At 71.9% G+C, this 26324-nt stretch carries 21 protein-coding genes; 5 read left to right on the forward strand and 16 right to left on the reverse strand.

Features of this window, described 5'->3' with window-relative positions:
- From araA to araB, 7 genes are all read right to left on the reverse strand, one after another.
- The gene (araA, locus tag B5D80_RS13375; RefSeq protein ID WP_088644177.1) at window positions 1–1506 is read right to left on the reverse strand and encodes an L-arabinose isomerase; all 1506 of its coding nucleotides are present in this window, start codon (window positions 1504–1506) and stop codon (window positions 1–3) included.
- A gap of 31 nt (window positions 1507–1537) precedes the next feature.
- Window positions 1538–2530, reverse strand: coding sequence for a galactofuranose ABC transporter, permease protein YjfF (yjfF, locus tag B5D80_RS13380; protein ID WP_088644178.1), 993 nt, complete (start codon window positions 2528–2530; stop codon window positions 1538–1540).
- Window positions 2527–3597 carry an ABC transporter permease gene (locus B5D80_RS13385; RefSeq protein ID WP_088644179.1) on the reverse strand — a complete coding sequence of 357 codons (1071 nt, stop codon included), beginning with the start codon at window positions 3595–3597 and terminating at the stop codon, window positions 2527–2529. Before B5D80_RS13385 ends, yjfF begins: the two co-directional genes overlap by 4 nt.
- Entirely contained in the window at window positions 3594–5141 is a 1548-nt protein-coding gene (locus tag B5D80_RS13390) for a sugar ABC transporter ATP-binding protein (RefSeq protein ID WP_088644180.1), read from the reverse strand. Before B5D80_RS13390 ends, B5D80_RS13385 begins: the two co-directional genes overlap by 4 nt.
- 62 nt (window positions 5142–5203) lie before the next feature.
- Window positions 5204–6223 carry an ABC transporter substrate-binding protein gene (locus tag B5D80_RS13395; RefSeq protein ID WP_211291478.1) on the reverse strand — a complete coding sequence of 340 codons (1020 nt, stop codon included), beginning with the start codon at window positions 6221–6223 and terminating at the stop codon, window positions 5204–5206.
- A gap of 166 nt (window positions 6224–6389) precedes the next feature.
- Complete coding sequence (locus B5D80_RS13400) at window positions 6390–7067, reverse strand: L-ribulose-5-phosphate 4-epimerase (RefSeq protein WP_088644181.1); 678 nt, start codon at window positions 7065–7067, stop codon at window positions 6390–6392.
- Window positions 7064–8761 carry a ribulokinase gene (gene araB / locus B5D80_RS13405; protein ID WP_088644182.1) on the reverse strand — a complete coding sequence of 566 codons (1698 nt, stop codon included), beginning with the start codon at window positions 8759–8761 and terminating at the stop codon, window positions 7064–7066. Before araB ends, B5D80_RS13400 begins: the two co-directional genes overlap by 4 nt.
- A 383-nt stretch (window positions 8762–9144) precedes the next feature.
- Between araB and manD the strand changes: the two genes are divergently transcribed.
- Window positions 9145–10353: a D-mannonate dehydratase ManD gene (gene manD, locus B5D80_RS13410; RefSeq protein WP_088644183.1), complete on the forward strand. Its 1209-nt coding sequence runs from the start codon at window positions 9145–9147 to the stop codon at window positions 10351–10353.
- Window positions 10354–10380: 27 nt separating this feature from the next.
- Here the strand turns inward: manD and B5D80_RS13415 are convergent, their stop codons facing one another.
- The 9 genes from B5D80_RS13415 to B5D80_RS13455 form a co-directional block, all read right to left on the reverse strand.
- Window positions 10381–10791 (reverse strand): VOC family protein, encoded by a 411-nt coding sequence (locus B5D80_RS13415; protein WP_088644202.1) that lies wholly within the window; start codon window positions 10789–10791, stop codon window positions 10381–10383.
- A gap of 10 nt (window positions 10792–10801) precedes the next feature.
- On the reverse strand, window positions 10802–11245 hold the full coding sequence (locus B5D80_RS13420) for a helix-turn-helix transcriptional regulator (protein WP_088644184.1): 444 nt from the start codon (window positions 11243–11245) through the stop codon (window positions 10802–10804).
- Between the two features lie 61 nt (window positions 11246–11306).
- Window positions 11307–13400 (reverse strand): alpha-glucuronidase, encoded by a 2094-nt coding sequence (locus tag B5D80_RS13425; RefSeq protein WP_088644185.1) that lies wholly within the window; start codon window positions 13398–13400, stop codon window positions 11307–11309.
- On the reverse strand, window positions 13397–14080 hold the full coding sequence (locus tag B5D80_RS13430) for a DUF624 domain-containing protein (protein ID WP_088644186.1): 684 nt from the start codon (window positions 14078–14080) through the stop codon (window positions 13397–13399). The genes B5D80_RS13425 and B5D80_RS13430 overlap by 4 nt, the downstream gene beginning before the upstream one ends.
- Entirely contained in the window at window positions 14077–15633 is a 1557-nt protein-coding gene (locus tag B5D80_RS13435) for a GH39 family glycosyl hydrolase (protein ID WP_088644187.1), read from the reverse strand. Before B5D80_RS13435 ends, B5D80_RS13430 begins: the two co-directional genes overlap by 4 nt.
- Window positions 15634–15712: 79 nt before the next feature.
- Window positions 15713–17350 (reverse strand): ABC transporter substrate-binding protein, encoded by a 1638-nt coding sequence (locus B5D80_RS13440; protein ID WP_088644188.1) that lies wholly within the window; start codon window positions 17348–17350, stop codon window positions 15713–15715.
- A gap of 57 nt (window positions 17351–17407) precedes the next feature.
- Complete coding sequence (locus tag B5D80_RS13445) at window positions 17408–18352, reverse strand: carbohydrate ABC transporter permease (protein WP_281253459.1); 945 nt, start codon at window positions 18350–18352, stop codon at window positions 17408–17410.
- A complete protein-coding gene (locus tag B5D80_RS13450; protein ID WP_088644189.1) occupies window positions 18349–19317 on the reverse strand; it encodes an ABC transporter permease in 969 nt (322 codons plus the stop codon). Before B5D80_RS13450 ends, B5D80_RS13445 begins: the two co-directional genes overlap by 4 nt.
- Window positions 19318–19327: 10 nt before the next feature.
- Entirely contained in the window at window positions 19328–21712 is a 2385-nt protein-coding gene (locus B5D80_RS13455; RefSeq protein WP_088644190.1) for a beta-xylosidase/alpha-l-arabinosidase, read from the reverse strand.
- A gap of 281 nt (window positions 21713–21993) precedes the next feature.
- Between B5D80_RS13455 and B5D80_RS13460 the strand changes: the two genes are divergently transcribed.
- From B5D80_RS13460 to B5D80_RS13475, 4 genes are all read left to right on the forward strand, one after another.
- Entirely contained in the window at window positions 21994–23034 is a 1041-nt protein-coding gene (locus tag B5D80_RS13460; protein WP_088644191.1) for a LacI family DNA-binding transcriptional regulator, read from the forward strand.
- 15 nt (window positions 23035–23049) lie between these two features.
- Window positions 23050–24048 (forward strand): acetylxylan esterase, encoded by a 999-nt coding sequence (locus B5D80_RS13465; RefSeq protein WP_088644192.1) that lies wholly within the window; start codon window positions 23050–23052, stop codon window positions 24046–24048.
- Between the two features lie 609 nt (window positions 24049–24657).
- Window positions 24658–25785: a cellulose binding domain-containing protein gene (locus B5D80_RS13470; protein WP_088644204.1), complete on the forward strand. Its 1128-nt coding sequence runs from the start codon at window positions 24658–24660 to the stop codon at window positions 25783–25785.
- 87 nt (window positions 25786–25872) lie between these two features.
- Window positions 25873–26324, forward strand: a 452-nt coding sequence (locus B5D80_RS13475) for a cellulose-binding domain-containing protein (protein ID WP_211291479.1), incomplete at its 3' end; no start/stop codon positions are given.

The raw sequence follows: 26324 nt of genomic DNA on the forward strand, positions 1-26324 counted from the left end.
TCAGAAACCCCGGGCCAGGCGGTAGTAGGCCTGGTTCCAGCGCAGCTCGTCGGCGAACCGGCGGGGGGTCGTGTCGGCGTCGATGACGACCAGCTCGGTGCTGACCATCTCGGCGAGGTCGTGCAGCTCCTCGACGCCGACGGCCTGGGACAGCACCGTGTGGTGCGGGGCGCCGGCGGTGAGCCAGGCCTCCGCCGACGCGGCCAGGTCCGGCCGGGGCCGCCACACCGCCCGCGCCACCGGCAGCTTCGGCAACGGGTACGGCGGCGCGACCACGTCGATCTCGTTGGCGACCAGCCGGAACCGCTCCCCCATGTCGGCCAGGCCGAGCACCACGGCCGGGCCGGGCTGGGCGTCGAAGACCAACCGGACCGGGTCCTCCCGGCCGCCGATGCCCAGCGGGTGGATCTCGACGTTCGGGGTGGCCGCCGCGATGGTCGGGCAGACCTCCAGCATGTGCGCCCCGAGCACCAGTTCCCGGCCGGGGGTGAGGTCGTAGGTGTAGTCCTCCATGAACGAGGTGCCGCCGGTGGTGCCGACGGACATCGACTTGAGCGTGCGCACCAGCACCGAGGTCTTCCAGTCGCCCTCGCCGCCGAAGCCGTACCCGTCGGCCATCAGCCGCTGCACCGCGAGGCCGGGTAGCTGCCGCAGCCCGCCCAGGTCCTCGAAGTTGGTGGTGAAGGCGCGGAACCCACCGGCGTCGAGGAAGTCGCGCAGCCCCGCCTCGATCCGGGCGGCGTAGCGCAGCGAGTCGTGCCGGTCGCCGCCGGAACGCAGCGCGTCGACCAGCCGGTAGCTGTCGTCGTACTCCTTGACCAGGTCGTCGATGCGGGCGTCGGCGACGGCGTCGACGGCCTCGACCAGGTCGTTGACCCCGTAGGTGTTCACCGATACGCCGAAGCGCAGCTCGGCCTCGACCTTGTCGCCCTCGGTGACGGCCACGTCGCGCATGTTGTCGCCGAAGCGGGCCAGCCGCAGCGACCGCATCTCGGCGTGCCCGATCGCGGCCCGGGTCCACGCGCCGATCCGGGCGGCGACCCGGGGGTCGCTGACGTGCCCGGCGACGGTCTTGCGGGCGACACCGAGCCGGGTCTGGACGTACCCGAACTCCCGGTCGCCGTGGGCGGCCTGGTTGAGGTTCATGAAGTCCATGTCGATCTCGGACCAGGGCAGTTCCACGTTGGCCTGGGTGTGCAGGTGCAGCAGCGGGGTGCGCAGCGCGTCCAGCCCGGAGATCCACATCTTGGCCGGGGAGAACGTGTGCATCCAGGCGATCACCCCGACCGCGCCCTGTACGGCGGCGTCGCGGCAGACGGCGAGGATCTCGGCGCTGGAGGTCAGCACCGGCTTCCAGACCACCCGGGCCGGGACGGCCGGGTCGGCGTCGAGTCGTTCGGCGATCCGCCGGGACTGCTCGGCCACCTGGCGCAGGGTCTCCGGGCCGTACAGGCCCTGGCTGCCGGTGAGGAACCAGACCTCGGCGACCGGGGATGGGTTGGTCATGGGCGTTGCCTTCCGGTGGGGCTGGCGAGGGTTACTTGGTACGGATGCCGACGAGGCGTTGGAGCAGGATGAACACGAACAGCAGGCCACCAATGACGATCTTGGTCCACCACGAGTTGAGGGTGCCGTCGAAGGTGATCAACGTCTGGATGATGCTGAGCACCAGCACCCCGAGCAGGGTGCCGAAGATGTAGCCGGACCCGCCGGTGAGCAGGGTGCCGCCGATGACGACCGCCGCGATCACGTCCAGCTCCATGCCCACCGCGATCAGCGGGGCGCCGGACAGGGTGTAGAAGGAGAGCAGGATGCCGCCGATCGCCGAGCAGAGCCCGCTGATCGTGTAGACCGCGATCTTCGTACGGCCCACCGGCAGGCCCATCAGCAGCGCGGACTGCTGGTTGCCGCCGATGGCGTACACGTTGCGGCCCAGCCGGGTGTACGCGAGCACGGCCGCCGCCACGGCCACCACCGCCACCGCGATCAGCGCGCCGACCGAGACGAAGTTCTCGCCGAGGTGGATGCGGTGCTGGGCGGTGCTGGTCCAGAAGCCGTCGGTGATCGGGATCGAGGTGGTGCTGATCCAGGTGCACACGCCCCGGGCGAAGAACATCCCGGCGAGGGTGACGATGAAGGGTTGGATGTCGAAGAAGTGGATCACACAGCCCATCGCGAACCCGAGGACCGGGCCGATCAGCAACGCGATCACCAGCACCACGGCGGGGTGCAGCCCGTTGCCCAGCAACGAGGCCGACACCATCGCGGTCATCGCCACCACCGACCCGACCGACAGGTCGATGCCGCCGGTGAGGATCACGAAGGTCATCCCGACCGCGACGACCAGCAGGAAGCCGTTGTCGATGAAGACGTTGAAGACGACCTGGATGTTGGAGAACGCGCGGTACTGGGAGACGCCGATGGAGTACATCACCAGCAGCAGGGCTGCCGTGGCGAGCACCGGTACGTGCCGGGGTGGCACCCGCCACCAGGCACGGCCCGGACGGGCGGCCAACGGGGTCGTGGTCATGCCGGAACCTGCTCCTTCTCTGTGCCGACCGGCTCCACCGGCGTGACCGGGACGCTGCGCCGACGGCGGAACCGCGCCCGGAAGGCCGGGGCCTGGATGAGACAGACCACGATCACCACGACCGCCTTGAACAGCAGGGACGTCTGCGGGTCGATGTTCATGGCGTAGACCGAGGTGGTCAGGGTCTGGATGAGCAGCGCGCCGACCACGGTGCCGCCGAGGTAGAACCGGCCGCCGGCCAGCGCGGTGCCGCCGATGACCACGGCCAGGATGGCGTCCAGCTCGACCCAGAGGCCGACCGCGTTGCCGTCGGCGCTGGAGACGTTCGCCGTCATCATGAACCCGGCGATGGCGGCGCAGGCGGCGCTCACCACGTACACCAGGAAGGTGATCCGGCGGGAGCGGATGCCGGCCAGCCGGCTGGCCTCGGCGTTCCCGCCGACCGACTCGATGATCATGCCGAGCGCGGTACGCCGGGTCAGCACCGCCACCAGCACGGTCACCGCGAGGGCGATGACGATGGCGAACGGCAGGGTCAGCAGGTGCCCCACCCCGATCACCTTGTACGGCCCGCTGTTGATGGTGATGATCTGCCCCTCGGCGATCAGCTGGGCCAGCCCCCGGCCGGCCACCATCAGGATCAGCGTGGCGATGATCGGTTGGATGCCGATGCCGGCGACCAGGATGCCGTTCCAGGCCCCGAGCAGCAGGGCCACCCCGAAGCCGAGCGCCACCGCGGTGAGCACCACGCCCAGGCTGTTCTGGTCGGGTTGCTCGCTGATGTAGAGGCAGGCGACCGCGCCGGCGACCGCCGCCACCGCCCCCACCGACAGGTCGATGCCGCCGGTGGCGATCACCAGGGACATGCCCAGGGCGACCAGGATCAGCGGCGCGCTGAGCCGGACGATGTCGATCAGGCTGCCGTAGAGGTGGCCGTTCTTCAGCTCCACCGACAGGAAACTCGGCCGGTAGATCGCGTTCGCCATCAGCAGCAGCACCAGCACCACGAGCGGCCAGAACAGCCGGTGGCCGGTGACGCCCGCAGCGCGGGCCCGTACGGTGCTCATGCCGGCACCGACCCTTCCTGGGAACTGCCGCTGGCGATGACCTGCATGACGCGGGCGGCATCGAGGGTGTCGTCGTTGGTGAGTTCGGTGACCAGCTGCCGGTCCCGCATGACGGCGACCTTGTGGCTGAGCCGGAGCACCTCCTCCAGTTCGGCGGAGATGAACAGCACCGCCATCCCGCCGTCGGAGAGCTGCGCGACCAGGCGTTGGATCTCGGTCTTGGCGCCGATGTCGATGCCCCGGGTCGGCTCGTCGAGGATCAGCAGCCGGGGTTCGGTGATCAGCCAGCGGGCCAGCAGCACCTTCTGCTGGTTGCCACCGGACAGGTTGCGCACCGGCATCTCCGGATCGGCCGGCCGGATGCTCAACGCCGTGATCCAGTGCCTGACCAGTTCGTCCTGCCGGCGGCGCGGCAGCGGCCGTAGCCAACCCCGGGCCGCCTGCATGGCCAGGATGATGTTCTCCCGCACCGACAGCTCGCCGACCAGTCCCTCGGTGCGGCGGTTCTCGGAGCAGAACGCGATGTCCCGGTCGATGGCGGCCACCGGGTTGCGGATCGTCACCGGGGTGCCGTCCACGGCGAGCCGGCCGGTGTCGGCGCGGTCCGCGCCGAAGAACAACCGGGCCACCTCGGTACGCCCCGAGCCGAGCAGACCGGCCAGGCCGACCACCTCGCCCTGGTGGATGGTGAGGCTGAACGGGGCGACGGAACCGGACTTGCCGAGCCCGTCGGCCGCCACCAGCGGGGTGCCCGACTCCAGGGCCGCCCGGTCCTCGCCGCTGGTCGCCTCGTCGAGGCGTTCCAGGGCGTCCAGCTCCTTGCCGATCATCTTCTCCACCAGCGCGATCTGCGGCAGTTCGCTGGTCAGGTACTCGCCGACGAGCCGGCCGTTGCGCAGCACGGTGATCCGGTCGGCGATGGCGTAGACCTGGTCGAGGAAGTGGGTGACGAAGATGATCGCGATGCCGTCGTCGCGCAACTGCCGCATGATCCGCATCAGCTGGGCCACCTCGTCGGCGTCCAGGCTGGAGGTCGGCTCGTCGAGGATCAGCACCCGGGCCCGGATGTCGACGGCGCGGGCGATGGCGACCATCTGCTGCACGGCCAGCGAGTAGTTGCCGAGCAGTTCGGTGACGTCGATGTGCAGGTCGATGCGGGCGAGCAGGTCCTTGGCCCGGCGGCGCATCTCGCGCCAGTTGACCGCGCCGAGGCGGCGCGGCTCCCGGCCGATGTAGATGTTCTCCGCGACCGACAGGTTGGGCAGGAGGTTGACCTCCTGGTAGACGGTGCTCACCCCGGCGGCGGTGGCCTGCATCGGGCCGGAGAAGGAGACCTCGGCGCCGTCGAGGGTGATGGTGCCGGAGTCGGTGCCGTAGACGCCGGTCAGCACTTTGATGAGGGTTGACTTCCCGGCGCCGTTCTCGCCCATCAGGGCGTGCACCTCACCGGGGAAGAGCCGGAGGTCGACGCCGTCGAGGGCGCGGACCCCGGGGAAGATCTTGCTGATCGCGGTCATCGTCAGGACCGGGTGCCTCTCCGACATCCCACCGAACCTTTCCTCGGAAGCGGAGGCCGCCGCGCCGAACGCGGCGGCCTCCGGTCGGATCAGTACTTCCGGTTGGGCAGGGCCGCCTTGGCCTGCTCCTGGGTGAAGGTGGTCTCCTCGGTCTCGACCCGGGCGGGGACCTCCTCGCCGGCCTTGACCTTCTTGGCCAGGTCCATCAGCTGCGGGCCGAGCAGCGGGCTGCACTCCGCGATGAAGTTGAACTTCCCGTCGGCGAGCGCCTGCATGCCGTCCTTGACCGCGTCGATGGTGATGATGGTGATGTCCTTGCCGGGCGTCTTGCCCGCCGCGGTGATCGCCTCCAGCGCGCCCAGGCCCATGTCGTCGTTGTGCGCAAACAGCACGTCGATCTTCGGGTTGGCCTTGAGGAACTGCTCCATGACCTGCTTGCCGCCGGCCCGGGTGAAGTCACCGCTCTGCGAGGCGACGACCTTCAGGTTGGGGTTGGCGGCGATCGCCTCGGCGAAGCCCTTCTTGCGGTCGTTGGCCGGCGCCGAACCGGTGGTGCCCTGCAGCTCGACGATGTTCACCGGACCGGTCGCGGCCGACTTCTCCTTGACCAGCCACTCGCCGGCGAGCCGGCCCTCCTTGACGAAGTCCGAGCCGATGAAGGTCTTGTAGAGGCTCTTGTCGGCCGAGTCCACCGCCCGGTCGGTCAGGATCACCGGGATCTTGGCGTCCTTGGCCTCCTTGAGCACGGTGTCCCAACCCGACTCCACCACCGGCGAGAAGGCGATCACGTCGACCTTCTGCTGGATGAAGTTGCGGATCGCCTTGATCTGGTTCTCCTGCTTGCCCTGCGCGTCGTCGAACTTCAGCTCGTAGCCGGCCTCGGCGGCCGACTCCTTGATCGAGTTGGTGTTCGCCGTGCGCCAGCCGCTCTCCGCGCCGACCTGCGAGAAGCCGATGACCAGCTTGCCGTTGCCGCCGCCGCTGCTGCCGCTGTCGCCGTCACCGCCGGTGTCGCTGTTGCCGCAGCCGGCGAGTCCGCCGGCCAGCAGGCCGACGGCGAGCATCGCGCCGAGGCCGCGCCGGGTGAGGGTAATACCGGTCTTCGCCATGTGAAGACTCCTTGTACGGGGATGAGGTGGGGGATGGTGCGTGCGCGGAAGGACCGGCCGGCACGGCACGCCGGACGGACCGGGCCTTCCAGGGGTGGTGCATCGGGTTGCGGTGGATCGACCGGTCCGCCGGGGCGGGCCGGTGGCGAGGACGGGCGGTCGGGCGTTACGGCCCCGACTGCCCGTAGACGTTCTGGTAGCGGTCGTAGAGGGAGTCGATGTCGGCCTGGGCCATCGGCACCGGGGTGCCTAGCGTCCGGGCCAGGTGGGCGGTGCGGGCCACGTCCTCGCACATCACGGCGGCCTTCACCGCCGCGCGGGCGTCCCGGCCGATGGTGAACACGCCGTGGTTGCGCATCAGCACCGCCGGTGAGCGGTGCCCGGACAGGGTCGCCACGATGCCCTTGCCGATGTCGTCCCCGCCGATGAGCGCGAACGGACCGACCGGGATCTCGCCGCCGAACTCGTCGGCCTGGGCGGTGAGGTTGCACGGGATCGCCTCGCCGCAGGCGGCCCAGGCGGTGGCGTACCCGCTGTGGGTGTGCACCACGCCGCCGACCTCGGGCATCGCCCGGTAGACGTAGGCGTGGGCGGCGGTGTCGCTGGACGGCGAGAGGTCACCGTCGACCACGACCCCGTCGAGGTCGCAGACGATCATGTTGTCGGGCCGCAGGTCGTCGTAGGACACCCCGCTCGGCTTGATCACCATCAGCTCCCGGCCGGGCACCCGGGCCGAGACGTTGCCGGCCGTCCAGGCCACCAGGTTGTAGCGCACCAGCTCGCCGTGCAGGGTGGCCACCTGCTCGCGCAGCCGGGCCACCTCGGCGTCGAGGTCGAGGGTCATGCCGGCACCTCCAGGGGGTCGGTGGTCGGTTCGGCGGCGGGCGCGGCGGCCGGACGGCGGGCGGCGTTGCGGATCGCCCGCAGTCGCAGCAGCACGTCGTCGCCACCCCGGCCGAAGTGGTCGTGCAGCCGGCGGTACTCGGCGTAGAGCGCGTCGTAGGCGTCGGCGCGTTCCGGGTCGGGCCGGTAGACCTCGCGGTCGACCCGGCCCATCGCCGCCGAGGCGGCCGGCACGTCGGGGTACGCGCCGGCCGCGACCGCCGCGTGGATCGCCGAGCCCAGGGCCGGGCCCTGCGCCGAGCCGATGATGCCCAGCGGACGCCGGGTCACGTCGGCGTAGATCTGCATCAGCAGGGCGTTGCCGGTCAGCCCGCCGGCCACGATCAGCTCGTCGACCGGGACGCCCGCCTCGGCGAACGCCTCGATGATCATGCGGGTGCCGAACGCGGTGGACTCCAGCAGCGCGCGGTAGACGTCCGGCGGCCGGGTGGCCAGGGTGAGCCCGACGAGCACCCCGCTGAGGTCGTGGTTGACCAGCAGCGAGCGGTTGCCGTTCCACCAGTCCAGGGCGACCAGGCCGTGCGCGCCGACGGGCTGGGCCGCGGCGGCGGCGGTGAGCTCCTCGTGCGAGGCGAATCCGGCGGGGGCGGCGTGCTTGACGTACCAGCCGAAGATGTCGCCGACGCCGCTCTGGCCGGCCTCGTAGCCCCAGGAGCCGGCGCTGATCCCGCCGTCGACCACGCCGCACATGCCGGCGACCTCGGCCCGCTCGGTACCGTTGACCACGTGGCAGGTGGAGGTGCCCATGATGGCGACCAGCCGGCCGGGGGTCAGCGCCTGCGCGGCGGCGGCGGTGACGTGGGCGTCGACGTTGCCGACGGCCACCGCGATCCCCTCCGGCAGCCCGGTCCAGGCGGCGGCCTGCGCGGTGAGCCCGCCGGCCCGTGCGCCGAGCTGCGCCAGCGGGCCGTCGATCTTGGCGACGAAGTCGGCGAAGCCCGGGTTCAACGCGGACAGGTACGCCGGGGACGGGTAGTGGCCGTCCTGGAGCAGCCCCTTGTAGCCGGCGGTGCAGACGTTGCGGGTCTCGACGCCGCAGAGCTGCCAGACGATCCAGTCGGCGGCCTCGATCCAGCGCTCGGCGCGGGCGTAGACCTCCGGGTCCTCCTCCAGCAGTTGCAGCCCCTTGGCGTACTGCCACTCGGCGGAGACCTTGCCGCCGTAGCGGCCGATCCAGGACTCGCCGCGGGAGTGGGCCAGCGCGTTGATCCGGTCGGCCTGCGGCTGGGCGGCGTGGTGCTTCCACAGCTTCACCCAGGCGTGCGGGCGGGTACGCAGGTCGGGCAGCTCGCACAGCGGCGTGCCGTCGGCCAGGGTGGGCAGCACGGTGCAGGCGGTGAAGTCGATGCCGATGGCGACCACCTGGGCCGGGTCGACGCCGCTCTCGGCGAGCGCGGCGGGCACCGCCCGGCGCAGCACCTCGCGGTAGTCGTCCGGGTCCTGCAGCGCCCAGTCGGCCGGCAGGGGCTGGCCGTCGACGGCGAGCGTCGTCTCCATCACCGCGTGGCGGTACTCGTGCACCGCCGTGGCCAGCTCGGCGCCGTCGCCGACCCGCACCACCAGCGCCCGACCCGACAGCGTGCCGTAGTCGACGCCGACGACGTACCGGTCCTGCGGCTTCGCGCCTGCATCCATGCCGTTCTCCGTTCAATCGTTGGGGGCAAGTGTTAGCGCTCACATGGAATCCGTCAAGGCGCATCCATGTAACACTGCCGTAACCATCCTGAGCGGCCCCGGCACGGCATCCACCATCACCGCTCCGACCAGCCATCGAGCAGCGGACATACGCCGAACAGGTGAGCGGTCACATCCGTTCGGTCGGGCCGACCCTTGACACGCCCGCGCGGGCGGTTCCAGACTTCGGGGCGACCGCGCGGCGGGCCCGGAGCCGGGCCGGACGGGCGACGACCGGTCCACCGGCGTCGCCGCGCCCACCTGCCGTGCCCGCGCGACGGACCACGGCCCTCGTCCGCCCGAGACGGACCACACGGCCTTCGTCGCCACCCGCAGGAGGCCGCATGAGGATCGTCGACGCCCGGGTCATCGTGACCTGTCCGGGCCGCAACTTCGTCACCCTGAAGATCGTCACCGACGAGGGGGTCACCGGCGTCGGGGACGCCACCCTCAACGGCCGGGAACTCGCCGTGGCCTCCTACCTGCGCGACCACGTCGTGCCGCTGCTGATCGGGCGCGACCCGGCCCGGATCGAGGACACCTGGCAGTACCTCTACCAGGGCGCCTACTGGCGGCGCGGGCCGGTGACGATGAGCGCGATCGCCGCCGTGGACACCGCGCTGTGGGACATCAAGGGCAAGGTCGCCGGCCTGCCGGTCTACCAGCTGCTCGGCGGCCGGTCCCGCGACGGGGTCACCGTCTACGGGCACGCCAACGGCGAGACCGTCGAGGACGTGCTGGTCGAGGTCGCCCGCTACGTGGACCTCGGCTACCGGGCGATCCGGGTGCAGTGCGGCGTGCCCGGCCTGCCGAAGACCTACGGGGTCAGCGCCGACAAGCTGTTCTACGAGCCGGCCGACGCGGCCCTGCCCAGCGAGGCCACCTGGTCCACCGCGCGGTACCTGGCGCACGTCCCGACGGTCTTCGCCCGGGTACGCGACGAGTTCGGCCCCACCCTGCGGCTGCTGCACGACGTGCACCACCGGCTCAGCCCGATCGAGGCCGCCCGGCTCGGCCGCAGCCTGGAGCCGTACGCGCTGACCTGGATGGAGGACCCGGTCCCCGCCGAACTGCCGGAGGGGTTCCGGCTGATCCGCCAGCACACCACCACCCCGGTCGCCGTCGGCGAGGTGTTCAACACCATCTGGGACGCCGCCCAGCTCATCCGGGAACAGCTCATCGACTACATCCGCACCACGGTGGTGCACGCCGGCGGCATCACCCACCTACGGCGCATCTTCGACCTGGCGGCGCTGCACCACGTGCGCAGCGGCTCGCACGGGGCCACCGACCTCTCCCCGGTCTGCATGGCCGCCGCCCTCCACGTCGACCTGGCCATCCCCAACTTCGGCCTGCAGGAGTACATGCGGCACACCGACGCCACCGACGAGGTCTTCCCGCACGGCTACCACTACGCCGACGGCTACCTGCACCCGGCGGAGACCCCCGGCCTCGGGGTGGACATCGACGAACAGGCAGCGGCCCGCTACCCGTACGCCCCGGCGTACCTGCCGGTCAACCGGCTGGAGGACGGCACCGTCCATCCCTGGTGAGCCGGGGCGACACCGGGCCGCCGAGGGTCAGCGCAGTTCCTTGACCCGGATCAGGTTGCCGGCCGGATCGCGGAAGGCGCAGTCGCGCACCCCGTACGGCTGGTCGATCGGTTCCTGCACGACCTCGGCGGCGCCGGCCTGCACCTTCTCGAAGGTGCCGTCGAGGTCGCCGGTGGCCAGCATGAGCCAGCCGTAGGTGCCCTTGGCCATCATCTCGGCGATGGTCCGGCGTTCCTCGTCGGTGACCCCCGGGTCGACCGCCGGCGGGGCCAGCAGGACCGACGTGCCGGGCTGGCCGGGCGGCCCGACGGTGATCCAGCGCATCTTCCCCGCACCGACGTCGTTGCGGACCTCGAAGCCGAGGATGTCGCGGTAGAAGGCCAACGAGGCGTCCGGGTCGTCGTGCGGCAGGACGCAGGTGTCGATGGTGAGATCCATGCCGATCACGCTAGGTGATGAGCGGGGCGGGTGCTTCTCGATTCCTGACCGGTCGGGTCACCTGTCTGGTCAGGCACGGCGGCAACTGGGCCGACCCCTGCGCCGCCAGCGCCCGGTAGCTGCTCGGCGGCATGCCGACCAGCTCGGCGAAGCGGGTGCTGAAGGTGCCCAGCGACGAGCAGCCCACCGCGAAGCAGACCTCGGTGACGCTGAGGTCGCCCCGGCGCAGCAGCGCCATCGCCCGCTCGATGCGCCGGGTCATCAGGTAGGAGTACGGTGACTCGCCGTAGGCGCGGCGGAACTGCCGGCTCAGGTGACCCGCCGACATGTGCACGCCCCGGGCGAGCGCCTCGACGTCCAGCGGTCGGGCGTACTCGCGGTCGATCCGGTCCCGCACCCGGCGCAGCCGGGCCAGGTCACGTAGCTGCTGGTCGGGGGCGGATCTGCTGGTCACCCTCGTGATCGTGCCACGTCCCGGCGGGTCGGTCCACGCCGGCACGAGACGCGGCGGGCGGTCAGTGGATGCGGCGGCCCCGGGCGTCGGGCACCCCGGACTTGCGGAAGAAGTACGTGTTGACCTGGTCCCGCCACTCGGTCGCGCAGCGCAGCTGCTCGGCGAGACGCTCGGTGACCCGGTCGTGCACCGCCGGGTCGATCATCCCGGCGAGCCGGGCCCACCGGTCCCGCATCGCCACCACCTCCGCCACCCCCGCGAAGTGGGTGTCGTAGATGTGCTGGATGACCGTGCTGCCGCTGTGCAGCACGTGGGAGTACGGCACGTGGTGGAAGAAGAGCAGCAGCTCGTCCGGGCACTGCTCCAGCGACTCGTACACCTGCGACCAGGGCGGCGGGTACTGGCCGGTCATGCCGGTGCCGGTCGCCCGGGTCCGGTCCACCCCGACGCCGTCGCGGTCGGCGAAGTGGTAGGTGCCCCACCTGCTGTACTCGTAGCCGTCGACCCCCGGCCCGTAGTGGCCGGCCGGGTTCACCATGAAGCCGACGCCCAGCGGGGCGGTGTACCGCTCGTAGGTGCGCCACGAGTCGTCCAGCACGGCGTGCAGCGTCTCGCGGACCAGCGCCGGGTCGTCGAGGGTCGCCGCCGGGAAGGTCAGGTCGATCCACTCGTCGAGGAGCGCCGCCGGGTCGAGCCGCGGGTCCCAGGCCAGCCGGCCGAAGGCGTACAGGTTGGCCTGGGCCAGCGGATGCCCGCACCAGAACGGGTCGTCGCCCACGTTGGCCACGGCCACCAGGTCGCCGCCCCGGCGCGGCCCCGGGCCGGACGCGTCGGCCAGCACGTCGGCGACGCTGCGCTCGGCGGGCCCCCACGGCCGGAACGCCAGCACCTCGTGCCACCAGGGGGCGAGGTAGCAGGCGTGCCACTGCTGGCCGGTGTACTCCTGGGTCACCTGCAACTCCACCGCCAGCCGGGTGGCCGGCATGGCGGCGATCACCGGCGAGACCGGCTCGCGGGGCTGGAAGTCGACCGGGCCGAACTTCACCTGGAGGACGACGTTGTCGGCGAACCGCCCGTCCAGCGGGGCGAAGTGGTCGTACGCGGCACGGGCCCGGTCGGTCGTCCGGTCCCGCCAGTCCTGCCGGTGGTTGTAGACGAACGCCCGCCAGTGCACCACTCCCCCGTGCGGGGCGAGCGCGCCGGCCAGCAGGTTCGCCCCGTCGGCGTGGTCGCGGCCGTAGCTGAACGGGCCGGGCTGCCCCTCCGAGTCGGCCTTCACCACGTACCCGCCGAAGTCGGGGATGCGCGCGTAGACCCGGCGCGTGGTGCTCTGCCACCAGTCGCGCACCCCGTCGTCGAGCGGGTCGGCGGTGGACAGGCCGCCGAGGACGACGGGGGCGGCGAAGGTCACCGACAGGTGCACCCGGACGCCGTACGGGCGCAGCAGGTCGGCGATCTCGGCCACGTCGTCGAGCCGCTCGGTGAGCAGCAGTGCCTCGGTGGGGCCCACGTTGACGTTGTTCACCGAGATCGCGTTGACCCCCGTGGAGGCGAGCAGCCGCCCGTAGGCCCGCAGCCGGTCCCGGTCGCCGCGCGGCCGGCCGTCCCGCCAGAAGATCGACCCCCCGGCGTAGCCCCGCTCCACCTGCCCCATCACCGGGTGCACCGCCACGTTGTCCCAGTGGTCGAGCATCCGGCGGCGCAGCGCCGGCCGGTGCGCCCGCGCCGGCTGCTCCCCGGTGAACGCGGCCTCGCCGAGGCGGACCAGGTGGAACAGCCCGTACAGCAGCCCGGCCGGCGCGTCGGCCAGCACGACCGTGACCCCGTCGGAGCGGGCCAGCAGGAAACCCTCGTCACCCAGCGGCCCACCGTCGGGGTCCGGAGCCGTCGTCGCGCCGGCCGGCACCACCTCGGGCAGCGGTCCCGAGTCGCGCAGGGCGAGCACCAGGTCGACCGCCCCGGCGGCGGTGCGCTCCACCCGGCCGCCGTGCCGGGCGCAGGCGCGGGCCACCTCGTCGTGGACCGTGTCGACGAGCGGGCCGTCGCCGTGCAGCAGCACCCGACGCGCGCCGAGCGCCTGGAACGCCTCCGGCGGCAGCCAGGCGGGGTGCGGCGCCTCGGTGGCGGTGGCCGGGGCGGTGGCGGGGCTGGTCATCGGGTGAAGTCCTTCCGCACGAGGTCGGTCATCGGGGTGGCGACCCGCAGGTACGCCAGGACGAACGGCCCGGCCAGCAGCACCGGCAGCGCCTCGGAGACGAGCACGGTGAGCGCCCCGGCGGCGGCCAGCAGCAGGGCGGTGCCGACGGTGACGGTGGGCGTACGGACCAGGAAGTACAGCGCCAGCCGGAGCACGTCGCGGGTGCGGAAGGTGAACAGCGAGGCGATCACCAGCGCGTTGCCGCCGGCCAGGGTGACCGCGACCCCGATCGCGAGCAGCGGCACCGCCCAACCGGTGGGGACGCCCGCGACGGACAGGTGGGCGAGGTTGACCGCGATGACGGTCAGCCAGAGCAGCAGCGGCACCCAGATCCGCAGCACCTGCGCGAGGTTGGCCCGGTAGCCCTGCCGGAACCGGGCGGCGGGCCGCAGGTCGGTCAGGTCGGGGCGTTGGTGGTGCAGGGCGTACAGGGCGGCGGAGACGGCCGGACCGACCGGGACCAGGCAGAGCGCCACCAACGGCAGGTTGCTGGCGTCACGGCCCAGCAGCAGCACCGGGACCAGGCCGGGAAGGGTGGTGAGGACCAGCAGGAAACCGACGACGAGCACGGTGTACACCGCGGCGGCGGCCCGCGACAACGGGCCGTCGCCGACCTCCCGCCAGGTCGGCGCGCTCACGACGGCTCGTCCCGGTCGGCCGCCGGGGGGCCGCCGAGCAGCCGCGTCTCGTCCCACCACGGCGGGGTCTCGTCGCGGACCGCCGCCAACTCGACGAGGGTGACCTCGTGCCGGGCCAGGTCGAGGTCGAGGTCGACCCGGCCGGCGGTGATCGGCAGGGCGCGGTGGGAGCGGGCCGGCTCGGCGGCCTCCCGCAGGCTGTCGAGCTGCCCCGGGCGGGGGGACCGGGGACGGCCCATCTCGCTCCAGGCCGCCCAGGCGTTGCCGGCGTCCTCGCTGACCGAGGAACGGAGCAGGAAGGCCGACGTGACCTCCCCGTCCACCGTCGGGGCGGGACCCACCGGCACCGACAGGGCCAGCCGGTGCCGGTCGGGCACCGGGTGCAGGCCGGTCACGTCCACCGGGGCCCAGGCCAGGATCGCGACCCGCCCGTCGGGGTGCCGGGTGACCAGGTGGTCGACGCCCCGCGCGAGCACGTCGCCGCCGAGCCGGGCCAGGAACGCGTACAGGTGGTAGGTGGGTTTCTTGATCTGGCGGTGGGTGAGCAGGCCGAACCCGCCGTGGAACAGCGCGGTCGGCACCCCCACCTCCTCGAACACGTCGCTGAACGTCCAGTACGAGAAGGAGTCGACCAGGTCGCCGCCGGCCGCCAGCACCGGGGCGAGGTAGGCCGCGTGGAAGGCCGTGTCGTGGATCGGGTTGTCCGGCCGGTAGGAGGAGTTGAACTCGGTGATGTGCACCGGCAGGTCGGCCAGCGCGGTGCCGTACAGGTGCCGGCGCGGGGCGGCGAACTGTTCCAGCAGCGACGACGCCGGGGCCAGGGTCTGGTGGGTGCCGAACGGCACGTGCTGGGCGGGGCCGGAGGTGTAGGCGTGCCGGCTGACGAAGTCGACGGGCACGTCGTGCGTGGTGACGAAGTCGGCGAAGGGCTCCCACCAGTCGTCCGCGCCGGGCGAGATGGCCGGGCCGCCAACCTGCAACCCGGCGTCGACCTCCTTGACCGCGTGCGCGGTCACCTCGTAGAGGCGGTGGTAGGCGTTCCGGTCGGCGCCCTGCCAGAAGTCGGGCAGGTTCGGCTCGTTCCACACCTCGATCGGCCAGCCGCGCACCTCGTCGAGGCCGTACCGGTCGACCAGGTGGGCCACCGTGGCGCGGACCAGGTCGCCCCACTCCGACCAGCAGCGGGGCGGGGTGACGTTGCCCTGCCACCAGAACACCGTCTGCTCGCCGGAGGCCAGCGCCTCGGGCATGAAGCCCAGCTCCACGAACGGCCGGATGCCGAGGCCGAGGTAGGCATCGACGACCTGGTCGACGTACGTGAAGGAGTGGTGCACCAGGCGTTCGCCGCCGTGCCGGTAGGGGCGGTGGACGCCGACGCCGTCACTGAGCAGGCCGTGCCCCCGGATGTGCCGGAACCCGATGTCCTGCTGGATCAGGGCCAGCGAGTCCTGGTAGTCGCGGCGCAGGGCCAACTCGAAGCGTCCCGTGCCGACACACCGCCGCCAGGCGTCGGTGAGCCGCCCCACGGGTCGGGCGGGAACGGTGATCCGCATCTGGTGTCCTCCGGTGCTCGCCGGTCCGGTGCCCGGCCCGACCGGAACCCGGTGGAGGGTTCCGGCCGGGCCGGGTCGGTCAGCCGTTGTCCTTCTCGAACCGTTCGTGCGCCTTGTTGACCAGGCCGATGTACTGGTCGGCGTTCTTGGCCTTCAGTTCGCCGACGTAGGCGTCCCACTCGGTGAGGGGCCGCTGGCCGAGGATGAACTTGAGCGTGTTCTGGATGACGTGGTCCTTCAGCGGGGTCTCCCACAGCGACGCCTGTTCCCGCTCCTCGTCGGTGAGCGGGGCCGGCGGGTCGACCGGCAGCGGCGTGCGGGCGTTCATCACCTTCTGGAACTCCATCTCCTCCGGGGAGAAGAACGACTGCACCAGGTCGAGCCTGCCGCCGTAGGAGAACACCCCGTTGCCGAAGCCGAAGTCCTTCTGCAGGTGCTTGCTGCCCTTGGGGTTGAGCCCGATCATGTCGACGTCGGGGTTGAGGGTGTACTTGCCGGCGGCGTCCTTGCTGTAGGTGGTGCCCTCGACGCCCCACTTGGCGAACTCCTGGCCGGCGTCGGAGTAGTACAGCCAGTCGACGAACTGCATCATCGCCACGAAGTTCTTGCTGTCCCGGGCCTTCTTGGAGATCATGACGCCGTTCTCCAGCCGGCTGGCCGGGTTGATCTCGCCGGCCGGGCCGACCAGCAGCGGGATCTTCGTCAGCTTGGCGTTCGGCAGGGTCTTGGCCAGGTCGGGGCGGTAGTCGTTGACCAGGGTCTGGGCGTTGCTGCCGATGACGAAGGACTTGCCGTTGGCGAGCTTCTGCCGGGCCTGCTCATCGGTCTGGGTGAAGCTCTCCGGGTCGAGCAGCTTCTCCGCCACCAGCTTGTTGAGGTACACGATCACCTGCTTGTACTGCTCGGTGGCGCCGGTGTAGACGAACTTCTTCGCCGCCGGGTCCCAGGTGGCGGGGTTCCAGCTCCAGCCGGTCCGGATGCCGTGCGCCGCGCCGACGATGCTCAGCAGTTCCCCGCCCGGGTTCGGCTTGCTCCACCGGTCCGAGTACGGGTACGAGTCGGGGTAGCGGGCCTTCATCGCCTTGAGCACGGTGTACAGCTCGTCCCAGGTCTTGGGGATCTGGAGGTTGAGCTGCTGGAGGATGTCGGTGCGCACCGCGATCGAGTACTCCGCCCACGGCTTCTCGTGCAGGCCGGGGAGCAGGTAGAACTTGCCGTCGGACTGTCGCAGCGTGTCGAACTCCGGTTGGAGGTTCCACTTGGCGATCTTGTCCTTGAGGTTGGGCATCAGGTCCAGGTAGTCGCTCACCGGCAGGATCGCGCCGGAGGAGACGAAGGCGTTCTCCGCCGGGTGGTAGGTCTTCGGGATGATCAGTGGGGCGTCACCGGCGCCGATGAGCAGGCTGCGCTTCTGCTCGTAGTCGCTCAGCGGCACGGCCACCGGTTCGAGCTTGACGTTGGTCCGCTTGGTCAGCTCCGACCAGAACAGCCAGTCGTCCTTGAGCGGATAGTTGGGGTGGTTGTTGTAGAGGATGGGGAAGGAGAGCGGCTCGGTGGCCTTGAACTGCTTGTCGATCCCGTAGTCGGCCATCGCGCCGGCCCGGTTGCCGTCGAGGTCCTTGGCGTCCGGGGCGTCGTCGGAGCAGGCCCCGACGAGGGTGAGGGTGAGCAGCCCGGCAGCGGCTATCGCCACGCGGCGCCACGTCCTGTGGAACATGGCTCGTCCTTTCGATCAGGTGGTGTGGGGGTGCAGTGGGTGCATCGGTCGGCCGGGCTACCCCTTGACCGCGCCGAGCATCACGCCGGACACGAAGAACCGCTGGATGAAGGGGTAGACCGCGAGGATCGGCAGGGTGGTGAGCACGATGGTCACGGCCTGGATGGTGGCCGCCGCCTGCACCGCGTCGGACTCGGCGACGCCGCCGGCGGACTGCGCCCCGGTCGCCCCGGCGATGAGGTTGCGCAGGTAGACCGTGACCGGGAGCAGGTCCTGCTGATCCAGGTAGAGGAACGCGGTGAACCAGGAGTTCCAGAACGACACCGCGTAGAACAGCACCATCGTGGCGATGATCGCCTTGGACAGCGGCAGCACGATCCGCAGCAGGGTGCCGTACGTGCTCAGCCCGTCGACGGCGGCGGCCTCCTCCAGCTCCACCGGCAGGCTCTCGAAGAACGCCTTCATCACCAGCAGGTTGAACACGTTGATCGCGTTGGGCAGGACCACCGCCCAGATGCTGTTCTTCATGCCCAGGCTGGTGATGAGCACGTAGTTGGGGATCAGCCCGCCGGAGAAGAACATGGTGAACACGGCGACCCCGACGAGCACCCCCCGCCCCTTGAGCTGGTGCTTGGACAACACGTACGCGTAGCAGGTGGTCAGCACGATCGAGATCGCGGTGGCGACGACGGTGTAGACCACGGTGTTGCGGTAGTTCGTCCAGAACATCGGGTCGGACATCACCAGCCGGTAGGCGGTGAGGTTGAAGCCCTGCGGGACGAGGTTGACCTTCCCGGCGATGATCGGCGCCTCGTCGCTGAGCGACCGGGCCACGATGTTGACGAACGGGTAGAGCGTCACGACCACCACGAGGGTCAGCACCACCGCGTTGACCGCCTGGAACACCCGGTAGCCCCGGGTCGGGCGGATGCCCCGGCGGCGGCGGGACGCGGGGCGGGCCGCCGGGGTCTTCGGGCCGGCCGTGCCGGGCGCCACGGTCACCACAGGCTCGTCCCCACCGTGCGGCGGGAGATGGTGTTGGCGCCCAGCACCAGGATCAACCCGATCACCGCCTCGAACAGGCCGATCGCGGCGGCGTAGCTGAAGTTGCTGGACTCGAAGCCCAGCCGGAACAGGTACGTGGAGATCACGTCGGCGGTCGGGTAGGTCAGCGGGTTGTACAGCAGCAGGATCTTCTCGAACCCGACGGCCATGAAGGTGCCGATGTTGAGGATCAGCAGGGTCACCATCGTCGGCCTGATCCCGGGCAGCGTGACGTGCCAGGTCTGCCGCCAGCGGTTGGCCCCGTCGATCCGGGCCGCCTCGTACAGGTTCTCGTCGATGGTGGTGAGCGCCGCCAGATAGAGGATCGTCCCCCAGCCGACGGTCTGCCAGACCTCCGAGGAGACGTAGACGGCGCGGAACCATCCCGGCTGCTGCAGGAACGGCACGCCCTCCCCGCCGACCGCCCGGACCAACTGGTTGACCGAGCCGTCCATCGACAGCAGCTGCATCACCATCGCCGCCACGATCACGATGGACAGGAAGTGCGGCAGGTAGGACACCGACTGGACGAACCGCTTGAGCCTGCGGGCCCGGACCTCGTTGAGCAGCAGCGCCAGCACGATCGGCAGCGGGAAGCAGAACAGCAGGGTCAGCGTGCCCAGCACCAGGGTGTTGGTGAACACCTGCCAGAAGGTCGGGTCGGCCAGGAACAGCCGGAAGTACCGCAGGCCCACCCAGTACTCGCCGAAGACGCTGCCGCCGGGGCTGAACCGGCGGAACGCGATCACGTTGCCGATCATCGGCAGATACCGGAAGACCAGGAAGAACAGCAGCGGCAGGACGGCCAGCGAGTAGAGCTGCCAGTCCCGGCGCAGGGCCCGCCGCCAGGGGTGCCGGCGACGCCGGACCGGGGCGGGCGTCGCCGCGGCCGGTGGCGGCGGCAGTAGCGTCGGGGATGTCATCCTCGGCCTCCTATCCGGCCTGCGGGTCGGTGCCGGCGGGCTCGACCCGTACCGCCGTGAGCAGGTGTCGTCGCGCGCCGACCTGCCGCTGCGCACCGGTCAGCCGCAGCGGCAGGGTCGCCGCGGTGTCGCCGCTGGAGCGACCGAAGCGCAGTTCGACGTCGCCGGGTTCGACGATGCGCCGGCCGTCGCGCCCGGTGAACGAGGCGACGTCGGCGGGCACGGTGAAGCTGACCTGCGCCGCCGTGCCGGGGTCCAGCGGCACCCGGGCGTAGCCGACCAGCCGGACCACGGGTCGGGTGGTCTGGGCGACCGGGTCGTGCAGGTAGAGCTGCACCACCTCGGTGCCGGGCCGGTCGCCGGTGTTGCGCACGGTGATCCGTACCGTCGTCTCGCCGTCGACCGGCCAGGCCGGTGGCCCGCCGGTCTCCCCGGCGTCCGACGCCACCGGGTCGGACCAGGCGAAGGTGGTGTAGCCCAACCCGTGGCCGAACGGGTACGCCGGGGTGGGGTCGATCGAGGACACCTCGGAGCGGCGGCCCAGCGGCGGGGTCAGGTAGGTGCCGGGCAGGCCACCGGCGTCGCGCGGGACGCTGACCGGCAGCCGGCCGGACGGGTTCACCGCGCCGGTGAGCACCTCGGCGAGCGCCTGCCCGCCGCGCTGGCCGAGGAAGAACGCCTGGACGACGGCCGCGGCGCGCTCGTGGTCGGGGCCGAGCGCGTAGGGCCGGCCGGTCATCAGCACCAGCACCACCGGGGTGCCGGTGTCGAGCACCGCCCGGACCAGGTCGGCCTGTACGCCGGGCAGTCGCAGGTCGGGCGCGTCGCAGCCCTCGCCGGAGGTGCCCCGGCCGAACATGCCGGCGCGGTCACCGACGGCGAGCACGCAGACGTCGGCCTGCGCCGCGGCGGTGACCGCCGCCGCGATGCCCGAGGTGTCGTCGCCGGTGATCGCGCAGCCCGGCTCGTGCACGAGGCCGGGAACCGACCTGCTGAGTTCGTCGCGCAGCGAGGGGATCTCCAGGCCCAACCCGTGCTCCGGGTGGCGGACCCCGACGTGGTTGGGGAAGGAGTAGCAGCCGAGCAGGGCCATCGGGTCGTCGGCGACCGGGCCGACCAGGGCCACCCGCCGGCCGGGGGCCAGTGGCAGCACGCCGTCGTTGCGCAACAGCACCACCGACTCGCGGGCCAGCCGCAGGGCGACGTCCCGGCTGGTCTCGTCGTCGAGCCGCAGGTTCGCCGCGTCCTCGGGCAGTTCCTGCCAGTCCTCGTCGAGCAGCCCGAGTTCGATCTTCTGGATCAGCACCCGGCGCAGCGCCCGGTCGATCAGCGCCTCGTCGACCGCGCCGGAGCGCACGGCGGCCACCAGCGGTTCGCCGAACGCGTCCACGGTGGGCAGTTCCACGTCGATGCCGGCGCGCAGGGCGAGCCGGGCGGCGTCGGCGGCGTCGGCGGCCACCCCGTGCAGGGTCTCCAGGAAGCGCACCGCGAAGTAGTCGGCGACGACGGTGCCGGTGAAGCCCCACTCGTCGCGCAGCAGCCCGGTCAGCAACCCCTCGTCGGCCGCGGCGGGCAGGCCGTCGATCTCGGCGTACGAGTTCATCACCGAGCGGGCACCGCCGAGGCGCAGGGCCATCTCGAACGGCGGGAGGATGACGTCGGCCAGTTCCCGGGGGCCCATCGACACCGGGGCGAGGTTGCGTCCGCCCCGGGAGGCGGAGTACCCGGCGAAGTGTTTGAGGGTGGCGACGATGCCGGCGCGTTCCAGGCCCCGCACGTACGCCGCCCCGGTGGTCCCGACCAGGTACGGGTCCTCCCCGATGGTCTCCTCGGTACGCCCCCAGCGGTAGTCGCGGGTGACGTCGAGCACCGGGGCGAGTCCCTGGTGGACCCCGGCGGCCCGCATCGAGCGGCCGATCCGGCCGGCCATCTCCTCGACCAGTTCCGGGTCGAAGGAGGCGCCCCAGCCCAGCGGGGTGGGGTAGACCGTGGCCCGCCAGGCGGCGAAGCCGGTGAGGCACTCCTCGTGCACCTGCGCCGGGATGCCGAACCGGCTCGCGGCGGCGATCTGCGCCTGGGAGGCGGCCAGCGAGCGGGCCCCGACCACGGGGTCGACGGGTGCGGTGCCGAACGGGCGGGTCAACTGGCCGAGCCCGTGGCGGATGATCGTGCTCCACGGCGGCGCGCCGTCGATCATGTCGGCCTGGTGCGGGGCGACCCCCTCGCCGGAGGCTTCCGCGCCGACCCAGACGCCGACGAGTTGGGCGATCTTCTCCTCCAGCGACATGAGCGGGACCAGGGCGTCGGCCCGTTGCGCGGGTGAGCGCCGGGGGTCCCGCCACGGTTGGGTTCCGCGGGGTGCCGGGCCGTCGTCGACGGGCACCTGACTTCTCATGCCACACCCCTCACCTTCGACACTCCCCCACCCACGCCCGCCGGGAACGGCAACGCGGCGGCGGGGGGTTCGAAAATTTCGTAAACAGCGCGTTACCTTTTTCGGGCAACTTAGGAGGCATTGCCGGCGCGTGTCAAGGGCCTCAATTGGGATACGAGGCCGCGTAATTCCCAGAAAGTACATTCACCCCCGTCAAAATCTTCGGGCACTGTCGAATCCCGGTTTCGAACCGAACGTGCTAGAGTTCTCCGAAACTTTCGGACGTGCCTGGTGAGGCTTCGATGACCGCGTCCCGCCCGCTCACCCCACAGGCCTCGGCCACGATCGCCACCATCGCCGAGGAGGTCGGCGTCTCCGTGGCGACCGTCTCGAAGGTGCTCAACGGGCGGGCGGACGTCGCCGCCGAGACCCGGGCGCGGGTCGAGGAGAGCCTGGAGCGCCACCGGTACCGCCGCCGCATCCGCCGGCAGTCGCCCGGGATCGACCAGATCGACCTGGTCTTCCACGAGTTCAACTCCGGCTGGGCGATGGAGATCATGAGCGGGGTCGAGGCGGTGGCCTCCGCCGCCGGACTGGGCATCGCCATCTCCCAGCTCGACGGGGCGCACCGGCCCGCGCCCCGCCGGCTGGACGCCCTGGTCGCCCGGCGTCCGCTGGGCCTGCTCTTCGTGCTCTGCCACCCGACCCCGCCGCAGCAGCTCATGCTGGCCGAACACCGCATCCCGTTCGTGGTCGTCGACACCGACAGCGCCACCTCGGCGTCGGTGCCGACCGTCGGCTCCAACAACTGGAACGGCGGCCTGCTGGCCACCCGGCACCTGCTGGAGCTGGGGCACCGCCGGATCGCCGTCATCTCCGGGCCCCGCGACGTGCTGTGCAGCCAGGCCCGCGCCGCCGGCTTCCGCTCCGCCCACGACGAGATCGGCCTGCCCCTGGACGCCGACCTGGTGCGCTACGGCAGCTTCTACGTCGACGGCGGGCACGCCCACGGCCTGGAGCTGCTCGCCGGGCCCGACCGGCCGACCGCGATCTTCGCCGGCTCGGACCTGCAGGCCATCGGCGTGCTCCGGGCCGCCCGCCGGCTCGGCCTGCGGGTCCCCGACGACCTCTCGGTGATCGGGTACGACGACCTGCCGGTCGCCGGCTGGACCGACCCGCCGCTGACCACCGTGCACCAGCCCCTGCGGGACATGGCCGGCACCGCCACCCAGATGCTGCTGGAACTGGCCCGCGGCACGACGGTGGCGACCAGCCGGATCGACCTGGTGACCGAGCTGGTCGTCCGGGAGAGCACCGCCCCACCCGCCACCACCCGTCCCTGAGCACCCGAGGAACCCATGGCATCCAGCGAGGACCTGCGACGGTACGCGCCGACCGTCGTCGAACCGGCCGACTTCGACGAGTTCTGGCGGGACACGCTCGCCACGGCGGGTGAGCGCCCGGTGCTGGTCGACGTCCGCCCACACCGGACCGACCTGCGGCTGGTCGACACCTGGGACGTCACCTTCGCCGGTTTCGCCGGTGACCCGGTGCGGGCCTGGTACACCCGGCCGGCCGGGGTCGACACCGCGCTGCCCGCAGTGGTCGAGTACGCCGGCTACGGGCGCGGCCGGGGCCTGCCGCACGAGCGGCTGACCTGGCCGGTGGCCGGGTACGCGCACCTGCTGATGGACAACCGGGGCCAGTCCGGGCTGCACGGCGCGGGCGATACCCCCGACCCGCACGGCGCGCCCGGCGGCCCATGGCCCGCCACCTGGGGCATCCTCACCCCGCACGACTACCACTACCGCCGGCTGATCACCGACGCGGTCCGCGCGGTGGACGCCGTCCGCGCGCTGCCCGGGGTGGACCCGGCCCGGGTGGCAGCCGTCGGCAACAGTCAGGGCGGCGGGCTCGCCCTGGCCGTCGCCGGTCTGCGTGACGACCTCGCGGCGCTGCTGAGCACCGCGCCGTTCCTCTGTGACGTCCAGCGCGGGATCGAGCTGACCGACGCCGCCCCGTACGGCGAGATCGCCAGGTACCTGTCGGTGCACCGGCAGGTCGAGGAGGCCGTCCGGCACACGCTGTCCTATGTCGACGGGGTGACCTTCGCCCGGCGGGCCACCGCACCCGCGCACTTCGGCATCGGCCTGCGCGACGACGTCTGCCCGCCGAGCACCGGCTTCGCCGCCTACAACCAGTACGGCGCGGCGAACGGCCGGGCGGGGCTTCCCCCACGTGAGCTGCACACCTACCCGTTCAACGGCCACGAGGGCGGCGAGGCGTGGCAGGTCGAGCGGCAACTGCGCTGGCTCGCCCCGCTGCTGCGCCCCGCCACCGACGACCCGGCGCGGTGACCACCGGGCGGTGACCGGCGTCGCGCGGGTGGGGACGCCGACCCGACCGGCGGACGGGACGCCGCCCGGCGCAGGGGCGCTCCGCTGCGCCCGGCGTCGTCGGGGAGCCGGCCGGTAGTTCACCCGGGCATCGTCGCGCACCGATCTGTTGCCGATGTTAGCGATAACACGATATGGTGCATCGCGGCGGGAGCGCAGGGCACGCTCCGGCCGTGGTCACCGCTTCGTCCACCCGTCGGGGTTCGTCCACCTGCGGGGGTCGGTGGCCACCGGCACACACGGCGTCCACCGCCGGTGACGCGGTCCGGGTTCCCGGTCGACGCGCGTGGCGCACCTCCGCCCGTCAGTTCCAGGGGAATCCGCCGGGCAACGGCGGTCGGTCCGTGCGCGCGGCGACGTCCGGGCCCGTGCCGGCACACCCCCTTGTCCACGAGCCGGACGAGACGGCGACATCCCGGGACGGTCGCCGTGCTGCACGTCCGCACCGCGCTCCGCGCGCCACCCCAGGGAGTTTCCATGAGCGGCACGAGCTGCCCGAACGCCGGGCCACCCCCGTCCGACCGTCCCCATCCGGTCAGCACCGCCCCCAGCGGCCGACGGCTGCCCACCATGCGGCGCGGCCTGCGCCTGCTGGGCCTGGCCACCGCCGCCCTGGTGGCCGCGGTCGCCACCGGGTCGGTGCTGACCGCACCTGCCAACGCGGAGTCCAACGGCGGGGTACGCGTGATGCCCCTCGGTGACTCGATCACCGACGGCTTCAACGTCCCCGGCGGCTACCGCATCGAGCTGTGGCAGCGGATGGTCGCCGACGGCTACCGGGTCGACTTCGTCGGCTCGATGTTCAACGGGCCGTCCAACCTGGGCGACCACGACCACGAGGGCCACTCCGGCTGGACCATCGCCCAGATCGACGCCAACGTGGTGAACTGGCTGCGCAACACCACCCCGCGCACGGTGCTGCTGCACATCGGCACCAACGACATGTACAACGCCTCCGGCGCACCGACCCGGCTCTCCACCCTGATCGACAAGATCACCAACACCGCGCCGAACGCGGACGTCTTCGTCGCCACGATCATCCCGCGCAACGGCACCGAATCGGCGGTCCGCACGTTCAACGCGGCGATCCCCGGGATCGTGCAGAGCAAGGTCAACGCCGGCAAGCGGGTGCACCTGGTGGACATGTTCAGCGCGGTGGGCACGGCCGACCTGGCCGACGGCATCCACCCGAACGCCACCGGCTACCGCAAGATGGCCACCACCTGGTACAACGCCCTGCGGGCGGTGCCCGGCAGCCTCGGCGGCAACACGCCGACCACCCCGCCGACCACCGCCCCGCCCACCACGCCGCCGCCCACCACGCCCCCGCCGACCACCCCGCCGCCCACCACGCCCCCGCCCACCACGCCGCCGCCGGCGGCGGGCTGCCGGGTCGCGTACACGGTCAACGCCTGGAACTCCGGCCTGACCGCGTCGATCAGCATCACCAACACCAGCAGCACGGCGGTCAACGGCTGGGCACTGGCGTTCACCCTACCCGGCGGGCAGACCATCACCAGCGGCTGGAACGCCACCTACACGCCGACCAGCGGGGCGGTCACCGCCCGCAACGTCTCCTACAACGGCACGATCGCGCCGAACACCTCGGTCGACGTCGGCTTCCAGGCCGAACACACCGGCAACGCGGCCAAGCCGACCGCGTTCACCCTCAACGGCACCGCCTGCACGGTCTCCTGACCCACCCGTCCGGCACCGGTGTGCGTGCGCACCGGTGCCGGACGTCTTCCCACCACCGACTCCCACCACCCCCAGTAGGAGTACCGAATGCGACTCACCAGAACAGGGCCGGGCCGGGTGTTCCTGGCCGCCGGCCTGATCGCCGCCGCAACGGCGGTCGCCCTACCGGCCCAGGCCGCGGCGGCCGGCTGCGCTGTCGACTACACCGTCTCGTCCGAGTGGGGCGGCGGCTTCGGCGCGAACGTCGCCGTCACCAACCTGGGCGACCCGATCGACGGCTGGACCCTGACCTGGTCGTACGGGGCCGGGCAGCAGGTCACCCAGGCGTGGAACGCCACCGTCACCCAGTCCGGCGCGCAGGTCACCGCCCGCAACGTCAGCTACAACGCCGCGATCGGCACCGGCGCCACCGTGTCGTTCGGCTTCAACGGCTCGTGGAACGGCAGCAACCCGAAGCCGACGAGCTTCACCCTCAACGGCACCACCTGCACCGGCGGCACGACCACCCCGCCGCCCACCACGCCGCCGCCGACCACCCC

Origin of the sequence: Micromonospora wenchangensis (assembly GCF_002210435.1) — a bacterium.
Lineage (GTDB): Bacteria > Actinomycetota > Actinomycetes > Mycobacteriales > Micromonosporaceae > Micromonospora > Micromonospora wenchangensis.